The organism is Candidatus Hydrogenedentota bacterium (genome assembly GCA_035416745.1).
GTDB lineage: Bacteria > Hydrogenedentota > Hydrogenedentia > Hydrogenedentales > SLHB01 > UBA2224.
The window spans coordinates 23,737-27,963 of sequence record DAOLNV010000038.1; the positions used below are offsets into that span (position 1 = coordinate 23,737).

The following is a 4,227-nucleotide window of genomic DNA, read 5'->3' on the forward strand; positions in this document are numbered from 1 at the left end:
TGGCGGACACCCGCGGCGTCGCCGATACCCGTGGCTTGGCGGACACCCGCGGCGTGGCGGATACCCGCGGCGTGGCGGATACCCGCGGCCTGGCGGATCCGCGAGGTTACGCCGACCCACGCACCGCCGCCGGAAGCGGAACCTTTGGCACCATTGGGCAGCACAGCTCATTGTCCCGCCAGAGTTCCCGAGGCGCTTCCAGTCTCTCGTCAAGCGGATTCTCGGGCAGCGCATTTTCGGGAGGCGGGCGCAGCGGCGGGTTTTCGGGCGGCGGGCGTCCTGGCGGCGGATTTGCGGGTGGCGGGCGCGGCAGGCGCTAAGGCCTGCGTGAGGGAGTAGACCATGAGACACAACCTGAGCAAACCGGTGTTACTTGTTCTTGTTTTCGCCGCGTGTGCGGCCCTGGCGCAGGAACAGCCGCCCAACCAGCGAGTATTCGAATCGCCGGATGCCGCGGCCAACGCGTTCGTGGCGGCCTGCGAAGCAAACGATACGAAAGAACTCATCGCGATCTTCGGCCCGCTGTTTGCGGCCGAGACCGGGCGAGTCGATGAGTCCGAACAGCGCGCGAACCGGGCTAAGATCGCGGAATTGGCAAAACAGATCCAGCGGCTCGAGGAACGCTCCGATTCGCAGCGTGTTCTGCTGCTGGGTAGAGAGCTTTGGCCGCTCCCGATGCCGATCGTCCCGGCGGGCCCCGGCTGGCGATTCGATACGGCAGCGGGTTTCGACGAACTGCTCCGGCGGCGCGTGGGACGCAACGAACTCACGGCCATCGACGTCTGCCACGAGTTCGTCAAGGCGCAGCGCGAGTATGCCCGGGCAGACCGTGACGGAGACGGCACGGTCGAATTCGCGGGGAAGATACTGAGCACCCCGGGCACACGCGACGGGCTGTATTGGGAGGTGGCCCCCGGCTCGGGAGAGGCGCTGAGTCCGTTCGGGCCACATCTTGCCGCAGCGGATGCGTCCGTACGGGCAGGAGAAACAAATGGCTTCATGGGATACCGTTTCCGGGTGCTCACGAGCCAAGGAAAACACGCGCCGGGCGGCAAGTCTTCCTATATGCGGGGAGACGATATGACCCACGGTTTCGCGCTGATTGCGTGGCCGATGGACTATGGCCACTCCGGGGTCATGACGTTCATGGTCAATCACCTGGGCGCGGTCTACGAGAAAGACCTCGGTCCGAAGACGGCGCCGGCTGCGGCACGGATTAGACGCTTTGACCCGGACCCCTCCTGGAAGTTCGTGACACAATCGGAGTAGCCGAAGGGTATCCCGGGCGCGCAAAGCACGCTCAACGGAAGAGCCGGGCGGCATCCAAGAGGGAGGTGCTGCGGGGGCCGCCCGCGTCCTTGAGCGGGGGAAGGGAGGGGAGGTCTGCATGCTTGCGCACCTGCCTGAGGCCCATCACGCGCCCCCGCAACGGTGTGAGGGTCTCACGAAAAACAGAAGGGTTTCCGAAAGGGCTTCTCTGATACAATAAGTCCACTCATTCCGGAAGGGGAGAATCGTCACAATGGACACCAGCGCTCCAGCTCAAGAAACCTCAAAGGGCCAAACGGCCGCCACCGGGCGCGTCGTATCGGTCGACGTGTTACGCGGATTTGACATGTTCTGGCTCATCGGCGGGACGGGTTTCGGAATCGCAATTGCGCGCCTGTTTGGGGGAAAGGCGGGCGCGGTTCTGGAAGCCCAGTTCGAGCACACAAAGTGGGACGGATTCACGTTCTACGACCTGATCTTCCCGCTGTTCGTCTTCCTGGTTGGCATGTCGCTGGTGTTTTCCCTCGAGAAACGCCTCGAGACCGGCGGCAAATGGTCGGCCTACAAGCGCCTTATCCGGCGGGCGATCCTGCTCTATCTCATGGGTCTCGTGTATTACGGCGGAATGACAAACGAATGGCCGAACATCCGGCTGCTGGGAGTGCTCCAACGGCTGGCCTTGTGCTACTTTTTCGCCGGGATTCTGTTTATTCATCTGCGTCCGCGCGGATTGGTGGCGGCCTGCCTCTTCTGCCTGATCGGGTACTGGGCGCTCTTGTCGTTCGTGCCCGTGCCCGGCACCGGCCAGACCTCGTTCGATGAACACGCAAACTGGGCGTGGTACATCGACAAGCACTTCCTGCCCGGCCACAGACACTCCGGCGACTACGATCCCGAAGGGCTTCTCAGCACCATCCCGGCCGTGGCTAGCTGTCTGCTGGGCGTCTTCGCGGCGTTCCTGCTGCGCACCAGCGCCCTGACGCCGTGGCGCAAAGTCCTCCTGTTCATCGGCGGCGGAGCAGGTTTGGTCATTCTGGGGAGCCTGTGGGGGCTCCAGTTCCCGGTCATCAAGCGGATATGGACCTCGTCCTACGTCCTTGTGGCAGGAGGGTACAGTTTCGCGCTGTTAGGTTTCTTCTATCTCGTGGTGGACATCTTCGGATTCCAGAAATGGGCGCAGCCGCTCATCTGGATCGGGGCGAACCCGCTGACTATCTATATGGCCAGGAACATCGTCGACTTCAACGCGCTGGCCGACCGCTTCGTTGGCGGTGATATCCAGAGACTGGCTGGCGAAGACTGGGGCTATCTGCTCCAGACAACCGTGTCGCTGGCGCTTGCCATGCTGGTCGTGTGGTTCCTGTACCGGAAGAAGATATTCCTGCGGCTGTAAGGCCGCTGAAGGCGTGTTCCAAGGCGGGGTCTGCCGCACACTTGCGCCAGCCAGCGAGGGTCCGCGACAATAGATGCCATCATGGATGCCGCGAAGGCCATTATTGCGTTTCATGAGGCGACGAAGCACTTCCCTGACCGCTTCGCGCGGTCTCTGGGTTACATGGACTGGGCCAACCAGCCCTATCCTTTCCGCCGGTTCGAAGGCGCCCCGGTTCATCCCCTGCCGCTGCTGACCGCCGATCCCACGCCGCTGTACGACGCCCTGTTCTCGCGCCATATCCCGGTGCAGACCCTTACCCGCGACACTCTCGCCGCGTTGTTCGAGCATTCGCTCGCGTTGTCGGCATGGAAAGAACATCAAGGCGAGCGCTGGCCCTTGCGCTGCAATCCCTCGAGCGGCAACCTCCATCCGACCGAAGGCTACGCGGTGCTCGGACCCGTCGAGGGCATTCACGATGCCCCGGCGGTCTACCACTACGCGCCGAGGGAACACCTCCTCGAGCGCCGCGCCGACCTCATGCCGGAATGTTGGAACGCCTTGACCGCGCCGCTGCCCGACGGGGCGTTCCTGGCCGGACTGTCCTCGATACATTGGCGGGAATCGTGGAAATACGGCGAACGGGCTTTTCGGTATTGCCAGCACGACGTGGGCCATGCATTCGCGGCGCTGGCCGTTTCCGCGGCCGCCCTGGGATGGCAAATGCGTTGGCTTGACACGCCCGCCGACTCCGAAACCGCCGCGCTGCTTGGCCTGTTGCGCGCAGCCGATTTTCAGCCCGAAGAACCCGAATACCCTGCCCTGCTGGCCGTTGTCTGGGCGGGGAAATCGCCCGAGACCGCCCCGGCGGCCGGCGTCTCGCGCGAGGCGTTCGAGATGGCAGCCGCATCCGGGTGGCACGGGAAAGCCAACCGGTTGAGCCCCGGCCATGTGCCGTGGGCGGCCATCAACAACGCTGCGAGGGCCTCCGCCAAGCCCCGTACCGTGGCCCCAACGCAACACCTACCGGCCATACAGGCGCCGTTGGCGCCCAAGACGGACGTTTCCGCGCGGACCGTCATCCTGCGCCGCCGGAGCGCCGCGGCCATGGACGGTCAGACCGCGCTCCCTCGCGAAACATTCCACCGTATCCTCGCGCGCATCATGCCCGACCGCACCGGGCCTGTATGGAACGCCTTTGGCGCAGTTCCACAGGTTGATCTGGTGTTTTTCGTGCACCGGGTGACGGCTCTGGCCCCAGGAATGTACTGCCTGGTGCGCAACCCCGCTCACGATGCGGCATTGCGGGCGGCCATGCGGAAAACGCTTATTTGGCGGAAACCGGAGGGTTGTCCCGACGAACTGCCTTTCTACCTGCTCGAGGTCGGCGACTGCCGGCAGCTGGCCGGGCAATTGAGCTGCGGGCAGGACATCGCGTCTGACGGGGTGTTCGCTGTTGCCATGCTTGCGGCGTTCGAAGAACCGCTTCGGGCTGCCGGGCCGTGGTACTACCGGGTGCTATTCTGGGAAACGGGCATGATCGGCCAGCTTCTCTACCTCGAAGCTGAGGCAGCCGGCGTTCGCGG

General features: G+C 64.2%; 3 protein-coding genes. All 3 read left to right on the plus strand.

Annotated features, from left to right (window positions below; translation table 11 throughout):
- Positions 1-342: 342 nt before the first annotated feature.
- Complete coding sequence (locus tag PLJ71_12615; GenBank protein ID HQM49521.1) at positions 343-1,269, plus strand: DUF2950 domain-containing protein; 927 nt, start codon at positions 343-345, stop codon at positions 1,267-1,269.
- A gap of 253 nt (positions 1,270-1,522) precedes the next feature.
- Positions 1,523-2,662 carry a DUF5009 domain-containing protein gene (locus PLJ71_12620; GenBank protein ID HQM49522.1) on the plus strand — a complete coding sequence of 380 codons (1,140 nt, stop codon included), beginning with the start codon at positions 1,523-1,525 and terminating at the stop codon, positions 2,660-2,662.
- Positions 2,663-2,743: 81 nt separating this feature from the next.
- The coding region (locus PLJ71_12625; GenBank protein ID HQM49523.1) for a nitroreductase family protein at positions 2,744-4,227 on the plus strand (1,484 nt) is incomplete at its 3' end.